Source organism: Agaribacillus sp. DX54 (assembly GCF_056858335.1).
The window spans coordinates 23839-42352 of record NZ_JBXEQE010000004.1; the positions used below are offsets into that span (position 1 = coordinate 23839).

Genomic DNA, 18514 nt, shown 5'->3' on the forward strand with positions numbered 1-18514 from the left:
ATGCAGCGGTTTACAAGGCTTTTTAATGAATTGGACCAAACCACCAAAACCAACCAAAAGGTGGAGGCACTGGTTGATTATTTCCAGGATGCTTCTGAGGAAGATAAAATCTGGACCATCGCTCTTTTATCCGGGAAGCGGCCTCCCAGATCAGTGAATACCAACTTCTTGAGGGCCTGGGCCGCAGAAGTCGGAGAAATTCCCGATTGGCTTTTTGAAGAATCTTATCATGTGGTTGGCGATTTGGCCGAAACCATTTCCCTCATTTTCCCGCAGTCACAGCAAACAGTCAACAGATCACTGACTTACTGGATCAATTTTCTGAAAGACCTGAAAACAGCAGATGAGGAGGAGAAAAAGAAGCAGGTGATAGGTGCATGGTTAAAAATGGCCCCTTATGAAAGGTTTGTATTTAACAAGCTGATCACCGGAGGGTTTAGAGTTGGGGTATCGCAAAAGCTCATGGTCCGTGCCTTATCCAGGCATACCGGTATTGAAGAAAACAAACTGGCCCATAAACTGATGGGTAACTGGCAGCCCGAAAACATTGATTTCCAGAAGTTTTTTTTTAGTGACAATCCCGAGGAAGACCTGTCCAAACCTTATCCTTTTTATCTTGCCTACGCCCTTGATGGTGAAGCCAGTGAATTAGGCGATCCATCACTTTGGCTGGCCGAGAGGAAATGGGATGGTATCAGGGGGCAGGTGATTGTTCGGGATCAAAAATTATATGTTTGGTCGCGCGGTGAAGAACTTGTCACCGAAAAATTTCCGGAATTTGGGAGCCTGAAAGATAAGCTTCCCGACGGTACGGTTATCGATGGTGAGATCCTGGCATTTAAAGAAGGCAAACCCTTATCCTTTAATCACTTACAAACGCGTATCGGAAGGAAAAATGTTTCCGGAAAGGTACTCCGGAATGCCCCGGTTGTATTGATGGCTTATGATATCATGGAAGCCCGGGGTAAAGATATCAGAAACCTGCCACTGATGGACCGCCGGGACAAGCTGGAAGCGTTGGTGGATGAGGCCGACTGCCGGGAAGTTCTAAGAATTTCGGAAATAATTCATGGTAAAGACTGGGACGATCTCGCTCACGAGAGAAAAAGTTCAAGAAAGTACAATAGCGAAGGGCTGATGCTTAAAAAGAAAGACAGCACCTACAAGGTAGGCAGGAAAAGGGGGGACTGGTGGAAATGGAAGGTGGACCCCATGACCATTGATGCAGTCATGATCTATGCCATGCGTGGTCACGGAAGGCGCGCTAACTTATATACTGACTATACTTTTGCAGTTTGGGATAAAGATCGACTGGTGCCTTTTACTAAAGCCTACTCCGGATTAACCGATCAGGAGATCAGGGAAGTAGACACCTTTGTGAAAAAAAATACCATTGAGCGCTTTGGCCCGGTAAGAAGTGTAAAACCTGAACTGGTTTTTGAAATAGCTTTTGAAGGGATCAACAAATCCACCAGGCACAAATCCGGGGTGGCCTTGAGATTTCCCAGAATGCACAGATGGAGAAAAGATAAGCCGGCCAGTGAAGCCAACAGCCTGCGGGATCTTTATGCTTTACTCGAACCGTAGAACAGACTTCTCCGGAATTTGGCTATATTTTCAAAAAAACGGGGTTTTCTTTCATGAAGAAAGTCATGGAGGATCACAACAGTTTCATAGGTACGCAAATAACCAAACGATTTGTGCGGATTTTTTCTCCCTTCATACTCGTAATCGTTTTTCACAAGTATGTCCTTTGGCGCGACCCCTGCCGAGTTGGCCGAATAATCATCCAGGAGGTTATAATCGAGCGCCACATTATCGTCCGGATCCGCCAGGTTATGCCAGGCTTTTTGGATGTTTTCGGGGGTAGGTAATTGCGTTTGGATGGTGTAATCTAATTCAAATTCTTTAAATATTTCCCTTTTTATCATGGGTAACCCAAGCGGTGAACCCAGCGTTACCAGGCTATGAATGTTAATTTCGGGTACCATAAATGTCAGAACATCGTAAGCCACAATGGAACCCATAGAATGGGCGATCAATAAGATTTCCCGCTTTTGATGTATGGTAAGCACATTTTTCAACCTTTCGCGAATGATTTTTTTGGCAGATTCCTCGGGTTTTTTGTTTACACTGATGCCCTTCCTGTAGTAAACATGCAAATCCCTGAAAGTACGGCTTGTGACCCAATCAAATATGTACTCGACATTGATCAGGCTATTTTTACTTAGAAAAAGGCCGTCAGTAAACTTTTCCAGCCGGTCAAGCAGCTTACGTTTAAATGTCGGGGATTCCCTGTTTGGACCGGACAGGGTCGATGGATGATAGGGTTCGTCAAGGTAGAGCCCGTGCTGCTTATCATCGATCAGGGGGTCCAGTGGCCGGGTGTATAGCAGGTCGGCCCAATAAACCACCTCAAAATCAAAATGAGGGAGGTTATATCCGTGTTTTGAAAAACCTTCTTCTATGGCCTTTAAATACCACTTTTTTAATAGTTTTTTAGGTGGTTTATTATCAAGACCGTGGATAAAAATGACAACTTTATTGTTTTTTCTTTTTTTAAAAAGAAACATTTGCGAATACTGGAAAGCTTTTTCTGATTATTCATCAGAGAAATGGGCCATTCTGACTAAATTTGATTATGACAGCAAATATACGATTGTAATCGGTGTTTACTCAACACGTTTACGGAGATAAAAACGCACAAAAATGATAAAGTTTACAGAATGCCTGAATGATTATAAGTAACACCCAGCCTGGTTAAAGGTTTGGAGATAAGCACACATTTCCTTCAAAGGAAAGGACCGATGATACACAAAATACTATTTAATAAATTACCTTTCAATTTGTCATTGATTTTATTCATGAAGGTTTAACCGGCCATATGATCAACAGGGCGCAAAAATGGTTTAAGGAAAAAGGCTGGAGACCTTTCCCATTTCAGGAAGAAGCATGGGAAAGCTATCTTAAGGGTTTTCATGGGTTGGTAAATGCTCCTACCGGTAGCGGAAAAACTTACTCTTTGGCTGTGCCGATATTGTTGGAGTATATGAAAAATCACCCTGACAAGCGACCGGGTAAACCTGGCTTACAGGCTATTTGGATTACGCCTATCAGAGCTTTGGCTAAGGAAATACAAATTTCTGTAAAACGGGCTTGTGACGCTTTCGGAGTAGATTGGCAAGTGGCCATCCGCACAGGCGACACCCCGGCAGGCGAGCGCGCGCGGCAAAAGAGGAGCACACCCGAATTTCTAATCACAACGCCCGAAAGCCTGCACCTGCTCATAGCGCAAAAAGGCTATGAGAATGTGTTCAGGGATCTTAAAGCAGTGGTGGCGGACGAATGGCATGAATTGGTAGGATCAAAAAGAGGGGTACAGGTAGAACTGGCCCTTTCGCGTTTTAAAACCCTTTGCCCTCAGCTAAAGATCTGGGGCATTTCTGCTACGATTGGCAACATGGATGAGGCTTTGCATGTATTATTGGGAAGAGATTACCGGAGCGACAAGGTAAAAGTGATTAAGGCCGACATTGATAAAAAGATAGAAATCTTATCCATTCTGCCCGATACTATGGAAAAGTTTCCCTGGGGAGGACATCTGGGGATTATTTTACTTGAAAAAGTATTACCTATCCTGTATAAAAGCAAAACTACCCTGATTTTTACCAATACCCGTTCCCAGGCCGAAATCTGGTATCAGAGAATTTTACAGGTGGCACCTGACCTTGCCGGTGTCATTGCCATGCACCATGGCTCTATTACCAAAGAATTGAGGGACTGGGTTGAAAACGCTTTGCATGATGAAAGACTAAAAGCAGTAGTATGCACATCCAGCCTGGATTTAGGGGTGGATTTCCGGCCTGTGGAAACCATCATACAAATCGGTGGCCCCAAAGGGGTTTCCAGGTTCATACAACGTGCCGGACGAAGCGGTCATCAGCCGGGTGCCAAAAGCAAAATTTATTTCGTCCCCACCCAGGCCCTGGAATTGGTTGAAGCTGCCGCCTTACGCCATGCCATCGAAATAAATGAGTTGGAGGAAAGGATCCCATTTATCAGATCTTTTGACGTGTTAATCCAATACCTTGTTACGCTGGCTGTTTCAGGGGGTTTTGATCCTGCGGTAATCTTTCCTGAAATCTTGTCTACTTTTTGCTATGAAAGTATGTCGGAGGAGGAGTGGCATTGGGCGCTTAACTTCATCACCACCGGGGGCAGCACGCTGAATGCTTATGATGAGTTTAAAAAGGTGGAGGTGGAGAACGGTATATTTAAGGTGACCAGCAGGCGTACCGCTTTGCGTCACCGGCTTTCTATTGGCACCATCGTGAGCGACAGCATGATGGAAATTAAGTATTTGAGTGGCGGCCGGATTGGTGCTATTGAAGAATGGTTTGTTGCCTCTATGAACATTGGCGACACCTTTTGGTTTGCAGGCAGGTCGTTGGAGCTGGTAAAAATCCAGGGAATGACCGCACTGGTGAGAAGATCCAAAAAAAAGAAAGGTAAATTTCCTAGCTGGCAGGGTGGAAGGCTGGATCTGTCCTCCAAGTTATCTGCCATGTTGCGCATGAAACTCAGCGAAGCTGCTTCGGGAAATTCAAAGGATGTTGAGCTGCAATGTATTATACCCCTGCTCGAAAAACAGCAGGAAGTATCTATGGTACCCGGAACAGATGAGTTTTTGATTGAATCTATCTTCACCGGTGAGGGCCATCATCTTTTTTTTTATCCTTTCGAAGGCCGTCATGTACATGAAGGAATCGCGTATTTACTGGCGCACAGGCTTTCGCAAATCCGCCCTTTCTCATTTTCCATCGCCATGAATGATTATGGCTTTGAATTATTATCGGACCTCGAAATACCTATAGAAGAGGCCCTGGGGATGGATCTTTTCGGTATGGATGACCTGTTTTATGATATTCAGGCCAGCGTTAACACCAATGAAATGGCACGGCGCAGATTCAGGGACATCGCCAGCATTTCAGGCCTGGTATTCCAGGGATACCCGGGCAAAAACATCTCCAACAAACATCTGCAATCTTCCTCCGGTCTGTTTTATGACGTTTATCGCGAATACGAACCCAACAGTCTGCTGATCAAAGAGGCCTTTGAAGAGGTAATGGATTTTCAATTACAGGAAACCAGGATGAGAAATGCGCTGGAAAGAATCAATAATCAGAAGCTCATCTTAAAGTTTCCGGAAAAACCCACACCTTTTTCTTTCCCTATTCTGGTGGAGCGGATTCGCGAGCGGTATACATCAGAAGCGTTGAAGGACAGGATTAAAAGAATGACTTTAAGACTAGAAAGGGATTGATTAATCTGATAGGAATGACTCAAAAATATTGCTGATTAATGCTGAATTTCTTTTCTTTGGAATCCTTTCATCTTTAATTCCGCATGAAGTTCACTTCGGTACAAATTATGGAACAAACCTTTTTACTCCACCCCCTTAAAGCAATGTATTGGGTAGAGGAAAAAGCATTGTTAGTGGCTGATTTTCATTTGGGCAAGGCCTCTCATTTCCGCAAAAATGGCATTGCCGTACCACAGCAAGTGGCTTACTCGAATTATGCGAAATTTAGCCGCCTTTTAAAAGCATTTCCCATGGAAAGGATTATCTTCTTGGGTGACCTCTTTCATAGCGATCACAATGAGGATTGGGAAAAGTTCGGGGCATTGATTAAGGGATATGGTCAGTACCATTTTTCATTAATCTCAGGCAACCATGACATCATGGCGAGAAGGGAATATGATAAATTTAACATACAAGTCCTTGATGAACCCTATGCCATAGGGGCATTTTTATTAAGCCATCACCCGATGAATGAGGTGCCTGAGACTTATTATAATCTGGCGGGCCATGTGCATCCCAGTATTAAACTCAGGGGCAAAGCGAGGCAATCATTGCGGCTTCCGTGTTTTTATTTTTCTGATCAAAACGGGCTGCTGCCGGCATTCGGTAAATTTACCGGCACAGCGATTATAAGACCCAAAAAGACGGATCAGATTTTTGCCCCCGTCAGCGACAGCGAGATTATGGCCTTTTGAAGTAACAGTTATGAACATCGATTATCAGGAAATATTAGACGAAATTTACCAGGAGATCAAACCTTTTAAAGGTGAAGGTGAGGTTGCCGACTACATACCTGAATTGGCAAATATTGACCCGGATAAATATGGTATCAGCCTGCATTGCTTTGATGATCAGGAATATGCCCTGGGTGATAGCCGGGAAAAGTTTTCTATTCAGAGTATTTCAAAGGTACTTACCTTGTCGTTGGCTGTATCGCAGATGGGTGATCGTATCTGGGACAGGGTAGATGTGGAGCCTTCCGGGGATCCGTTTAATTCATTGGTGCAGTTGGAATATGAAAGGGGTATTCCCAGAAATCCGCTAATTAACGCCGGGGCTATCGTGGTGGCCGATGTTTTGATTTCTATTCTTGACAACCCCAAGGACGACCTGCTCCGTTTTGTACGCAGTATTTGTGGCAATGATGGTATTGATTTCAATCCGAAAGTAGCCGATTCGGAAAAGGCGACCGGCTACCGCAATGCAGCCCTTGCCCATATGCTGCGGTCTTTTGATAATATCAAAAATGACGTGGATACTGTGCTGGACTTTTATTTTCATCAATGCTCCTTGGAAATGACCTGTCAGGAGCTTTCAAGGACCTTTTTACTATTTGCTAACCACGGAGCCAGCTATGAAAGCGGTGAGCAGTTACTTTCAAAGCGGTTGACGAAAAGGATCAACGCCATCATGCAAACCTGCGGATTTTATGACGAAGCCGGGGAATTCTCTTTTCGTGTTGGCCTGCCCGGAAAGAGTGGGGTGGGTGGCGGAATTGTAGCTATTTACCCACAGCAATACAGCGTAGCTGTTTGGAGTCCAAGACTGAACCCTAAAGGTAATTCCGTATTGGGCATGAAATCCTTGGAATTGCTTACCACCAAGACAGGACTTTCGATTTTTTAGTTGTCAATTGAAAACCTCTAAGAAATCGCCACATTCAAAAAATCATTAAAGGGTTTCATCTCTTTAAACATTTTGATGCAGTTTTTGGTAAAATCATCGGCCAGCACCTGGGCATCGGTAAAGCGGTGAACGACAATATAGCTTTTGTGTTTTAACAACTCAATGTTGGGGTCGTCCGGATTATAGCCTTTGGGGGCTTTTTTAAGTTTTTCACCCTCCATTTCAGGAAAGTATTGTTTGAAACTCTTTTTGTTCAGGATTTTTTTGAAATCGTCGGCATTATAATCAATTTCCTGCCTGATCTTTTTGAGCTTGTCGGCTTCGGGCATATAAAGCCCCCCGGCGATAAAAGAATTATTACCTGGTTCTATCTGAATATAATAAAAAGCGTTGGCAGACTTCCGGCCACCTTCCCCCATGACTGCCCCAAAATTAGTTTTGTAGGGCGTTTTATCTTTGCTGAAACGAATGTCACGGTAAATTCTGTAAATACATTGTTTTGGCTCCACCTCGGCCAGACTCTTGTCAAATTTGCTAATACCATCCAGCAGTTGTTGTACTGCCGGCTCAAAAGCGTCTTTGGCCTCCACAAACTTTTTTTTGTTGTCGGTAAACCATTCACGGTCGTTATTTTTTTTCAGTTTTTTCAAAAAATCCAGAATAATTTTGAATTCCATAGGTTTATTAATTGTAAAGTTCATGTATTCCTTGAGCGAAAGCCACCCCAAATTCCTCCTCCCCAATTATCCATTGTCAATTGCCAAATCACCCCTTAAAATAATTTATCCCCTCAAAAAACAATAAAATTTCATCATTTGATTTAAGATTAATGCCAAATCACATGAAAAACTTTAACAAAGCCAACATTTATTGGGAATGGGGCTTATTTCCGGTTGCTCTGCTACTTGACCTTGATAAAAAAGAAAAAGCAATGCAAATTGGCCATTACCCTGATGAGTCGCGCAGGTCTGGCGTCGAATTACCATCCGGAGAAGCAGGTAGCCTTGTCTTCCATGCCTGTTCGTGAAAACCTGTTTATCATGAATTACCTGGCCAGGACTTTCCTCCGGATTTTTAACGTCCTATTATCACCTTTTTTCTGTATTGATTTCTACCGGTATACAGGGTAATTATATAAATACCATTTTGCAACTGATCGGTATCTGTTAGTTCAATTTTCCGGATAATCCCTTTTTTCAGAAAGAAAGTTTTGTCAAAAGCCAGGTTTCCTTTTAAGGCATTTAAGGTAATCCTGACAGTATGATGATTGATATTTCCTATTTTAAGCTTCACATTGCCTTCTTTTATAATGGTGGGAATTACCTGGAAAATAATAGAAGATGGTTTGACATGAACAGCAACCGGAGGGAAGTATGTATGTTCACCTTCGAAATCGACCTGTTTGATTTTGTAATAACTTGTGCCAATTACAGGACAGTCATCTACAAAAGTATATTCAATTAAATCGGTAGTGGTTCCATGTCCGGGAACTTCCCCCAGGTATTTAAAATCGACCTCATTGGTTGATCGGTAAATTTCAAACCTGTCGTTATTTAATTCTGAAGAAGTGGACCATGTAACCTTTACTTTTTCACCGTCAAATGAAGCATCGGTGGAAATAAGCCGTACAGGTAATGTGGCATGTACAAAATTATAAAGGCTGCTATTGTTAGCGCTGAGGTCAGATTCATTCAGTAGATTTGCGGAAGAAGTGTTGGGACTTCCATTAAATAAAGCACCTCCCGAACCGCTTGCCGGGCCATAGACGTAGAAACCATCCGTTCCACCAGAATGATTGTTTACGCGGGCACTACCTGAAGATGTCAGACGACCCTTTACAATGATATTACCATTGTTTGTTGAAGAGGCTACCCCCCTACATGTCATGTTTCCATCTACGACAAGAATCCCGCCGGCACGTACATCAATAGATGAACTTTGTGTTACATTGAAGTTACCCGTTATCCAAAGCGTATCATAAACTGTTAACAAGACCGTACCCCTCAGGGTTAAATTACCGCTTCTTACTACATAACCATATATATCGACAAAACCGGTTGCCCCGCCAACATTCGTACCCGGTGTTGTGGGCAGCCAGGTTTGGGACCTCGACCATATCCCGGCATCTGTCCAAAATCCGGTAGAATTGTTATCGGACGTATACCCTCCCTGAGCAAGTATACTTAAAGGGATGAGTGAAATAATCAGAAAAAATATAACTGCTTTTTTCATGTCAGTCATTCGTGATTACACAAATGTTATGACAATGATTAGTCCAAAGTTTCAAAATGAATGTTATTTGTAAAAATTTTATACAAACTGCTTATAAGCAGAGAATTACAATTAAGATATTTTTTTGCTTGAAAAAGAAAATGCTTGAAAAAGTCCAAAAAAAGGAGCAAATTCCTAAAATGGGAATTTTTTGGTAGTTAAATGTATGGGATGTTATGTAAGGTTAATTGGCTGATTAAGTCAGAAAACTTCATCATGAAATCTTTCCTCAACAACCAAATCATCATTTTTATCCCAAATGTCGACCTATTGAACTGCGCCTGAGCCGATGAACTTAAAACGCATACCTGCCAGGTCTCCCAGGCTTTCATTGTAGGTCATTTCATATATTAGGGAACCATTGAGCAGGATGCTAACCTGTTTCTCTTTCATTTCACAACGAACCGTATGCCAATCTTTATGCTGATAACCAAAAGCTGATGATAACAAAGACCATTTAACAACAAACCGACCCAGATTCCGGTTTTCAATAGTTTCGGTGATTTTTTTTGGGGTGTGACCGATTCAACATTTTCAACGGCTTCCCGGATTTGGGGTAGAAGATGTGTATTCCTGAAGGCCGGCCAGCTCTCCCGGAAATTAATGGCGATTAAAACGCTGATCCTGTTAAAAAAAGTTAAACAATATGCATCACCCCGATAAATTACGGACTTCGCTATATTTATTAAATTAATCAGCTATTTTTGCCAAGCTAAAATAATCTTTTAGAAATTTTTTCTCATCCATGGATAATTTTCGAAAAACAAACAACATAGTGGGATGGGCATTGTTTGCGTTGGCATCTATGGTTTATATCATCACTATAGAGCCTACAGCCAGCCTGTGGGACTGCGGGGAGTTCATTGCCGTTTCTTATAAATTACAGGTTCCCCACCCTCCCGGGGCACCATTTTTCCTGCTGCTGGGCAGGATGTTTTCATTTTTGGCTTTTGGAGATGTGGAGAAGGTGGCTTTCTGGATTAATATGTCCAGTGCATTAAGCAGTGGTTTTACCATTTTGTTTTTGTATTGGACCATTGTATTGCTGGGACGCAAGGTGATGAAAATTAAAAGAGGGAAGGAAACAAAAGAACAGGCTTTTCTTTTAGTAGGTGCCGGAATTATCGGCGCTTTGGCTTATACTTTTTCCGACTCATTTTGGTTTTCTGCGGTGGAGGCTGAAGTGTATGCAGTATCCTCATTTTTCACAGCTTTCGTTTTTTGGGCCATGCTTAAGTGGGAATTGATTGAAGACCCAAGCACTGCCAACAAGTGGTTCATCCTGATTGCTTATATGATGGGACTATCCATAGGGGTGCACCTGTTAAACCTGCTGACTATTCCGTCACTGGGCCTGATTTACTACTTTAAAAAATATAAACCCACACGCAATGGCATATTGCTCACTTTGGCTATCTGCGGTATTATCGTGGTTCTGGTGCAATATGGTGTAATCATCGGTTTGCCAAGTGTGGCAGGAAGTTTCGAGATATTTTTTGTTAATAATATAGGCTTGCCTTTTGGTGCAGGTATTATTGTATTTGCCATTCTTTTCTTCGGGGCCCTGATTTATGGTGTATTTTATTCTATCAAGCATCAAAAGGAGGTGCTGAATACGGCGTTGCTTTGCTTTGTATTTATTTTGATTGGTTATGCTTCCTATGCAATAATCGTGATCAGGTCCAGCTACAACCCACTCATTAATGAAAATCATCCTGAAGATATTGTCAGTGTGGTTTCATACCTCAAAAGGGAACAATACGGGGAATGGCCGATACTTTATGGGCCCTATTTCACAGCCGAATTGCAAAGTCAGGAGCAAGGGGACCCTGTATATGTTAAAGGCGAAGAAAAGTATGAAATATCGAGGCACCGGATCAAAAATGTCTACAATGATGATGAACAGACTATTTTTCCAAGGATCCATAGCAGCAGGAATGACCATGTGGAGGCCTACCGGCAGGTGTTGGGTTTGAGGCCCGGGGAAAAGCCGGATTTCGCCGACAACATCCGGTTTTTATTTGTACGCCAGTTCGGACATTTTTATTTCAGGTATTTTTCATGGAATTTCATAGGCCGGGAAAGTGATATACAGAATGCGGGGGTTTTGTGGCCGTTTGAGAGCAGCAAAGACCTACCGGAGGTGCTTGCTGACAATAAGGCAAGGAACAACTATTTTATGCTGCCTTTTATCCTGGGATTAATTGGGATGTTCTTCAACCTGAACTCAGAGAGAAAAACTTTTGCCGTGGTAGCCATGCTTTTTTTTATGACAGGTATGGCCATAATTCTTTACCTGAATCCGCCCCCTGTTGAGCCCAGGGAAAGGGATTATGCGTATGTCGGATCATTTTACGCTTTTGCTATCTGGATTGGCTTCAGTGTAATTCCCATTGCACAGTTTATTGGCAAACACTTAAAATCGGTTACCAACGGGGCTATAGCAACCACGGCTATTTGCCTGATCGTACCGGGAATCATGGCGCAGCAGGGATGGGATGATCATAACCGGTCTAACCGGTATTTTTCGGTGGATGGGGCAAAAAATATTTTAAATGCCTGTGCTCCCAATGCCATCTTGTTTACCGGTGGAGACAATGATACTTTCCCGTTGTGGTATGCCCAGGAGGTGGAGGGATTCCGTACAGATGTCAGGGTTATCGTGCTGACCTATTTCAACACCGATTGGTACCTGCAGCAAATGCGCCGTCAGGCCTACGAATCGGAACCGTTGCCCTTTACCCTCGAATTGGAAAACTATAAACAAGGCGTAAACGATTACCTGCCTTTCATAGAAAACCCCAATTTAAAAGCCGATGCCATCAATCTTACCCAGTTTATGAAACTGATAAAGGATGACCATCCGGCTTTAAAAATAAGGGCTTCATTTGGCGAATTGAACTCTGTACCCGCCAGGAAATTTTACCTGAATGTAGATACTACCGAAGTGTTGAATAAAGGCATTATTCCGGACAATTTCAGGGATAAGGTAACCAACCGCATGGTTATTCCAATGAAAGGAGGAAGTTTGCAAAAACAGGATCTGATGATACTCGATTTAATCATTGCCAATAAATGGGAGCGTCCGATTTATTTCAACAACACTTCCATGCTGGGTGTGAATCTCGATTTCAACAATTACGTGGTTCAGGAAGGAAGCACTTTCCGGCTGTTGCCTGTTTATAATCCCGGTGAAGGTCGTCTCGTGGATACTGATAAAATGTATGAAAACCTGATGAACAGATCTTTCTGGCGGGAACTGGACAACCCTAAGGTATATTACACGACCGAGGATTACATTCAGCGGTCCATTACCCCTTTCCGTTCGCAGTTTAATACCCTGGCAGAGGCATTGTTAGCAGAAGGTAAAACTGACAAAGCCGCCGAAGTAATTAACAAAAGTCTTACCCTGATGCCGGATAACGTGGTTCCCTATGACTTTACGGCCGCCCAAACCATCGACCTGCTGTTGCAGGTAGGCCAAAAAGACAAAGCCATGGAAATTGCCAAGGTCTTTTCGCGACGTACTTTGGAGTTTTTGGAATATTATGTGAATCGTAATATGAGGGGCAATGTGAGGGAATTACAGGTCAATATATATTTATTGAGTAATTTGATTCGCTCCCTGAGTGACGGAGGTGAGTCTGCCCTCGCCACTGAATACCGGGAAAAACTGGATCGCTATTATGAACAGTTGAACAGGTAGTCACGAAACAACCGAAACGGGAACCCTTAGGTTTTCATCATGGAGGACAACCATTCACATCCCGTAATCAAACAAGGCTGGTTGAGGGTAATTATCCTGCTGGTGCCTTATATGCTCATTGCCGGGATGTTTCAAATGCTGGGGATGTTGATAATGGGTTGGGTAACCGGAGATGATCTTATCGAACTGCTCGGTCAACAGGAAAACAACAGGGGCGATCTCCGGCAGTTGTTGATTATACAAATGTTTACGCTGGCAGGTGCTTTGTTGGTCATTTGGATTTTTTGCAGGCATATTGACCGCAGATCGCTGTATTCCCTGGGATTAGATCTGAAAGGTAGGGGAAAGGACATCGTGCTGGGCGTGGCAGCCGGAGCCATTATTATGACCATAGGCACAGCTATTTTGATGGTGACGGGGTTGCTTGTCATAGAACAGACAGGTTTTGTGGCTTCTTCTTTTTTTTTAAGCCTGGTTTTATGTGTATTGATCTCACTGAATGAAGAGCTATTGGTGAGAGGTTACATCCTGGGCAATTTCATGGCGTCATTTAACAAATATGTAGCCCTGGTGCTTTCTGCCATTTTGTTTGCTATTCTGCATATTTTCAATCCCAACACCTCTCCGGTTGGGATACTCAATTTGTTTTTGGCAGGAATTTTATTGGGTGCCAGCTATATTTATACCAAAAACCTTTGGTTTCCGGTGGCGCTGCACTTTAGCTGGAACTTTTTTCAGGGGCCAGTTTTTGGGTTTCATGTAAGCGGACTCGATATGCATGCCATTATTATTCAGAAGCCTCCGGCAGACGAGCTTTTCAGTGGGGGGGAGTTTGGTTTTGAAGGTTCGCTGCTGGCTACTTTTTTGTCGTTGTTAATGATTGGGTGGGTGATCTATTATTTCAGGGGGGAGTGACTTTCACCATCCGCCTCCAGACTGTCGAAATCAATGTACTCATCCTCATTTAATTCTATGGTCTCTTTCTTTTTCCCTTTGTTCCGGAAGATTTCTTTTAGCTCCTGTCCTTCTTTCCTGATGTCCTGCCTGATTTTTTGCTTTACCGCCTGGGTGTTGTATACCACCCTGTAATCTGTGGTCGAGCCTACAATGGTGAGAAAAAGGTTGGTATTTCCCTTGCCATCTTCTTCGATGGCTCCAAAAGCCTCGTCTTTGTCTCTCTTGTCAGGGTTGCGGATGGGTATTTTGAGATCGTAGTTAATCATCTGGCCGAACGTATGAGTTCCTTCTACTTTTATGGTCCTGACATTGGAGCTGATTTCCATAGGAGGTACATAAATAACCTGATTTTCGATACGGATATGGTTTTTTATTTCTGAAAATCTCAGATGGTCGAGACTTTCCCTTCTCACATACTTTGCCACACTTTTCATAGGTTCGAATTTGTTGAGCTCCCCGTTTTTTATAGAGGATTCAACCTTGGCAACCAGGGAGTTAGGATACCATTTCAGGTTTTTGTTGAAAGCCAGTTGTGTATTTACCGTAGAATAGAACTGCCCTTTCAAATGACGGTCTTCCAGAAATGACTGGTTAAAGTTTTCGAATATATAAAAGATACTGTCGACTTCTATATGGTCAAATTTTGTGCGGGTTGAAATCAGGAGGTCATTTTTTGGTTTGGCATCAACGGTACCATTGAGGATTACGGTTCCTCCGGCAGCGTTGAAAGATAGATTCCTCGCTGTGGCTTTCTGATTTTTTACCCAAAGCCCCCCTTTGATATTTTTACCCCTGAACCGGCGAAATTTCAACTTGTCCACATCACAGTTGAAGTCCAGGTTTAACCGTGGTGTGATGTCAAAATAATATTTTACCGGTCCGGCACTTTCATTCCTTCCTTTGTCGATTTCGCTGGATAAAAGCTCGTCCAAATCGATCATCGGGGATTGAAGGTTGGCCTGAATAATTAAGGGTTGTTTTTTGGAAAGTAATTGCCCCAGAAAATTTTTAAAATAACCATCAAGCACAAAGCCACTGTTACCAGCACTAGCCCTGAAATTATTAATCGCCAGATCATTATTTTTAAACAAGAGGTTGCCATGAAAATTTTTGAAATCCAGCTTGTTGGTAGCCAACCTGAAATTCAGGTTTTCAACATTGATTTCCCCGGAATTTTCCACCCTGTTAAGACGGCTGTTTCCCCTAAAATCATCAACCCTGCCTTTAAAGTTGATATCGACATCAATGATCCCACTGGCCCTGGCTATTTGCCTGACCGGAAAAAAGCCCAGAATAGAATTCACGTCGAGTGATGCATCTATCGTACAATCGATATAGTAATTTTTAAAATTTTCCAGAACAAGTTTTCCTGCGATAGGCCTGTTGTCCAGTATGGCTTCGATGTTTTGAATCGATAGCCGTGCCTTGCCCAGGTCATTCACCGAAGGGGTATGAAATGATCCTGTCAGATACACTTGTTGAATTTTTTTGTTGTTTTCAGGATATATGAAAGTCGCATCGGTACATCCAAAATCTATTTGTATTGCGGGTGAAACATTCCTGCCCAATTTGCCATTTACCCTTCCCTGAAAATATAACGCTCCGCGACTCTTGTATTTCTTAAACCTTTGATAAACCTTATCCGGTAGCAGGGAGAACAGGGTCTGTACATTAGCCTTGTCCCCGCTTACCCTCAGATCGATTTCATTTTCTTTGGCTATGAGGTAGTGGCCATCGACGATAAACCTGGCCTGGTTAACCAGCACATCAGAGGGGGAGAAGGAAAGCATCTGTTTTTCCATTTCATAGGTAAAAGCAGTTTTTACCTCGAGGTCTTTGTCTTTGAAATAGCTGTTGTTGTCGACCTCGATCTGTCTGCTCAATATTTCACCGTCAAGATTGATTGACAATACTTTTCCTTTTTGAGACAATTTGGCTTTTGATTTTTTGGCTACCAGATCTATGCGCTCCTCTTTTCTTTGATTATGATAAGTCACAGCTACATTTTTTAGGGATATTTTGTCGATATCAAATCCAAAATCCCGGTTGGCGGTACCCTCGGCTTGCTTTACGATAACGTAATTCAGCTTTCCTTGCCTGGTAACTTTGAGGTGTACTTCCGCGTCCTGCAATGATATCTGATCCACCACATACCTGCCCCTCAGCAAATTGTAAATACTGAAAGTCAAATAGATTTTATTGGCCACTCCGAGTGGATCTTTACTGTCGCTTAAGCTTTCCCTGACATAAACATCTTCCATGACTATGGCCATGTGTGGGAATTTTTCCAAAACCGAAAATCTGATTTTTTCTACTTTGATCGGCGTAAGCAGATAGCTGTTGGCTTCATTAATGAAGATGTTAACGATTTTGTCCTGATAGACATAAGAGGCAACCATACCACCCAGGGCAAAAAGGATAGATAGAAAAAAACCATAAATCAATATTTTTTTCAGCGCTCGCAAAAGAGTATTGTAAACTTTAAAAAGTGATTTTTTGATTTAAGTATAAAGAAAACGATTAATTTCTATTATATATACAAATGCAGGGCCATGAATTTTTGTTTTTAACGGGCTTATGACGGTTTGGCGGCTTTTTAACAGGATAGAATCGGGGCATAATTATCAGGTTAAGACTCCCAATAATTAATAACTACAGGATAAATTACCGGTAGAATTATTAATTTTTTAATCAGCTTCTTCTTTTTTAAAAAAAATAAAAATATTCATCTATCCCTTTGATCTCTCATTTTTATTTGACTTATCTTTGCATAAATGTTTGAATGTTAAATTGTTTGTTGAAATGAGTATTAAAAAACAATACCTAAAAAGTAAGCCGCTATGTAAAGTTACATTCAGCTTACCTAAAGAGTCTGCTAACTCCGCAAAAAAAGTAAATGTTGTCGGTGAATTCAATGATTGGAATGAGAAAGCGCTCCCCATGAAGAAATTGAAGGACGGGTCTTTTAAAGTTACACAGGATTTGTCGGTTGGACAAGAGTACCAGTTTAAATACTTGCTTGATGGCGAGGTTTGGGAAAATGACTCAAATGCTGACAAATACGTGGTTAACGAATTTACAACCGAAAATTCTGTTGTTGTATTGTAAAAGAAATGATGTGGAGACGCAGGATTTTGCGCAAGACGCAGGGTTTTGCTTCTCTACAATGAAGAAATAGCCAGCAACAGATCCTGTTGGGTTAAAATATGTACCCGGTTGGATTCATCCCTTACCAGTAACGCTTTATTGTCCTTATCGATTAAGGATGACAACACATCTACGGTACTATTTAAAGCCACAAACTGGAAAGGCTTGTCCATCACCTCTCTAATGGGGTCATTTTTGATTTCAGGGTTTTCGATGAGCAGGCCCAGAAGGTTGGAGTCTGTTACACTACCTACAAAATGGTCGTCCTGATCAATTACCGGTAATTGGGAAATGCCTTCTTTGCTGAATATTCTGATGACATCTTCAATTTTCACATTGTCCTGTACTGTATACAGGTCGTTATGACCATTGCCCCGTGCGATAATATCTTTGGCAGTAGCAAACTCCCTGGCCAGAAATCCATGATCCTTCATCCAGTTATCATTATAAATTTTTCCCAGGTATCGCGTGCCATGATCAGGAAGGATGATGACCATCATATCATTTTCAGTTAAATTTTCCCGAGCATATTCCAGGGCTCCATACACTGCCGATCCGCAGGACCATCCCACAAACAGTCCTTCTTCCCGTGCTAACCTGCGGGTCATGATCGCACCGTCTTTATCTGTGACTTTTACAAAAGTGTCGATCAGGCTAAAATCTACATTTTTGGGCAGGATATCTTCGCCGATACCTTCTGTGAGGTAAGGATAGATTTCGTTTTCGTCAAACTCACCTGTCTCCTTGTAATGCTTAAAGACCGAACCATAAGTATCGATACCTACTGAAACAAGTGCAGGGTTTTGTTCCTTCAGGAATTTCGCTACGCCGCACATAGAACCACCGGTACCTACGCCGGCAGCGTAGTGGGTGACTTTACCTTCGGTTTGTTCCCAAATCTCCGGGCCGGTAGTTTCATAATGTGCCTTGGTGTTGGACAGGTTATCGTATTGGTTGGGATAAAAAGAGTTTGGCGTTTCATTGTTAAGCTTCCTGGCTACCGAGTAATATGACCGCGGGTCTTCCGGGGGAACATTAGTGGGGCATACAATTACCTCAGCTCCCACAGCCCGCAGAATATCTATTTTTTCCTGAGATTGTTTGTCGGCCAGGGTGAATATGCACTTATAACCTTTTGCAATGGCGGTCAGGGCCAGACCCATGCCTGTATTACCGGAAGTTCCTTCAATGATGGTGCCACCTGGTTTCAATATGCCTTCCTTCTCGGCATCCTCAATCATTTTCAATGCCATCCTGTCTTTCATGGAATTGCCCGGGTTGAAATATTCAACCTTGGCCAGAATGGTACCTTTTATACCCCGGGAAACACTGTTGAGCTTAACCAAAGGGGTGTTCCCGATAGTTTCTACAATTGAATTATAGTACATAGGATTTGATAAGTTTACGCAACAAAATTACTTATATAATTACTCAATTTATAATAC

The 18514-nt window shown here is 42.5% G+C and carries 14 protein-coding genes; 8 read left to right on the top strand and 6 right to left on the bottom strand.

Going from position 1 to position 18514, the window contains the following annotated elements:
- The gene (locus tag AC04NP_RS06075) at nt 1–1587 is read left to right on the top strand and encodes an ATP-dependent DNA ligase (protein ID WP_482858625.1); all 1587 of its coding nucleotides are present in this window, start codon (nt 1–3) and stop codon (nt 1585–1587) included.
- On the opposite strand, the gene AC04NP_RS06080 is transcribed toward AC04NP_RS06075, so the two are convergent.
- Nucleotides 1566–2573 (bottom strand): esterase/lipase family protein, encoded by a 1008-nt coding sequence (locus AC04NP_RS06080; protein WP_482858626.1) that lies wholly within the window; start codon nt 2571–2573, stop codon nt 1566–1568. The genes AC04NP_RS06075 and AC04NP_RS06080 overlap by 22 nt on opposite strands.
- 311 nt (nt 2574–2884) lie before the next feature.
- On the opposite strand from AC04NP_RS06080, the gene AC04NP_RS06085 reads away from it, so the two are divergent.
- The 3 genes from AC04NP_RS06085 to AC04NP_RS06095 all read left to right on the top strand — a co-directional run bounded on the left by AC04NP_RS06085 (nt 2885) and on the right by AC04NP_RS06095 (nt 6988).
- Nucleotides 2885–5323, top strand: coding sequence for a ligase-associated DNA damage response DEXH box helicase (locus AC04NP_RS06085; RefSeq protein ID WP_482858627.1), 2439 nt, complete (start codon nt 2885–2887; stop codon nt 5321–5323).
- 107 nt (nt 5324–5430) lie between these two features.
- Nucleotides 5431–6057, top strand: a complete 627-nt coding sequence (gene pdeM, locus AC04NP_RS06090) for a ligase-associated DNA damage response endonuclease PdeM (RefSeq protein WP_482858628.1) — start codon at nt 5431–5433, stop codon at nt 6055–6057.
- Between the two features lie 10 nt (nt 6058–6067).
- Complete coding sequence (locus tag AC04NP_RS06095) at nt 6068–6988, top strand: glutaminase (protein WP_482858629.1); 921 nt, start codon at nt 6068–6070, stop codon at nt 6986–6988.
- A 17-nt stretch (nt 6989–7005) separates the two neighbouring features.
- Here AC04NP_RS06095 and AC04NP_RS06100 read toward each other — a convergent pair whose 3' ends face one another.
- Complete coding sequence (locus AC04NP_RS06100) at nt 7006–7665, bottom strand: DUF2461 domain-containing protein (RefSeq protein WP_482858630.1); 660 nt, start codon at nt 7663–7665, stop codon at nt 7006–7008.
- A gap of 164 nt (nt 7666–7829) precedes the next feature.
- Here AC04NP_RS06100 and AC04NP_RS06105 point away from each other — a divergent pair, with 164 nt between their 5' ends.
- The gene (locus AC04NP_RS06105; protein WP_482858631.1) at nt 7830–8015 is read left to right on the top strand and encodes a hypothetical protein; all 186 of its coding nucleotides are present in this window, start codon (nt 7830–7832) and stop codon (nt 8013–8015) included.
- Nucleotides 8016–8062: 47 nt separating this feature from the next.
- On the opposite strand, the gene AC04NP_RS06110 is transcribed toward AC04NP_RS06105, so the two are convergent.
- A complete protein-coding gene (locus AC04NP_RS06110) occupies nt 8063–9220 on the bottom strand; it encodes a fibronectin type III domain-containing protein (RefSeq protein WP_482858632.1) in 1158 nt (385 codons plus the stop codon).
- A gap of 306 nt (nt 9221–9526) precedes the next feature.
- Nucleotides 9527–9652 carry a hypothetical protein gene (locus tag AC04NP_RS06115; RefSeq protein WP_482858633.1) on the bottom strand — a complete coding sequence of 42 codons (126 nt, stop codon included), beginning with the start codon at nt 9650–9652 and terminating at the stop codon, nt 9527–9529.
- Between the two features lie 352 nt (nt 9653–10004).
- Between AC04NP_RS06115 and AC04NP_RS06120 the strand changes: the two genes are divergently transcribed.
- Entirely contained in the window at nt 10005–12965 is a 2961-nt protein-coding gene (locus AC04NP_RS06120; protein WP_482858634.1) for a protein O-mannosyl-transferase family, read from the top strand.
- Between the two features lie 39 nt (nt 12966–13004).
- Nucleotides 13005–13880, top strand: a complete 876-nt coding sequence (locus AC04NP_RS06125) for a CPBP family intramembrane glutamic endopeptidase (protein WP_482858635.1) — start codon at nt 13005–13007, stop codon at nt 13878–13880.
- Here AC04NP_RS06125 and AC04NP_RS06130 read toward each other — a convergent pair.
- Entirely contained in the window at nt 13862–16387 is a 2526-nt protein-coding gene (locus AC04NP_RS06130; RefSeq protein WP_482858636.1) for a hypothetical protein, read from the bottom strand. The two genes, AC04NP_RS06125 and AC04NP_RS06130, sit on opposite strands and share 19 nt — an antisense overlap.
- A 337-nt stretch (nt 16388–16724) precedes the next feature.
- Between AC04NP_RS06130 and AC04NP_RS06135 the strand changes: the two genes are divergently transcribed.
- On the top strand, nt 16725–17030 hold the full coding sequence (locus AC04NP_RS06135; RefSeq protein ID WP_482858637.1) for an isoamylase early set domain-containing protein: 306 nt from the start codon (nt 16725–16727) through the stop codon (nt 17028–17030).
- Nucleotides 17031–17083: 53 nt separating this feature from the next.
- Here the strand turns inward: AC04NP_RS06135 and AC04NP_RS06140 are convergent, their stop codons facing one another.
- Nucleotides 17084–18457, bottom strand: a complete 1374-nt coding sequence (locus AC04NP_RS06140) for a cystathionine beta-synthase (RefSeq protein WP_482858638.1) — start codon at nt 18455–18457, stop codon at nt 17084–17086.
- Nucleotides 18458–18514: the final 57 nt, after the last annotated feature.